This window comes from Paracholeplasma vituli, assembly GCF_025446935.1.
Classification (GTDB): domain Bacteria; phylum Bacillota_I; class Bacilli_A; order Acholeplasmatales; family UBA5453; genus Paracholeplasma; species Paracholeplasma vituli.
The window spans coordinates 1-343 of record NZ_JAOEGN010000039.1 but is presented as its reverse complement, the minus strand read 5'-3'; the positions used below and the strand labels follow the sequence as shown (position 1 = coordinate 343).

Sequence of the window (343 nt, the reverse complement as noted above, 5' to 3'; positions counted from 1 at the left end):
TATGAATTTGTTTTGAAACTAATTCAATCTCTTTGGATACTTTCTTGATGAAGTGACTTCTAGGGAGTGTATAGACTTCATTGGATGGTTTATAGACCATTCGGTCATATAGAGGATAATAAGTATCCTTTTTCAGATATCTAGGCAGTCTGACGGTTTGTTTCACTTTAGACTTTAAAGATCCAAAGAATCCTTTCATCGCTTCATCGACTTTACGAATAACCATTTGAGCTTGAGTAGTACTTAAGTAACGATAATGCTCACTATCTTTTAGTAGCTTATAGTTTTCGTTATAGGGTAAGTATTTTTGGGTTTGGATGAAATGTTGTCTAACATTATAAAG

Annotated in this window: 1 pseudogene; it reads right to left on the bottom strand. The window is 32.9% G+C overall.

From position 1 onward, the window contains the following. Positions 1-343 (bottom strand): annotated as a pseudogene (locus tag N7603_RS08965) (RNA-guided endonuclease TnpB family protein); the annotation flags it as partial.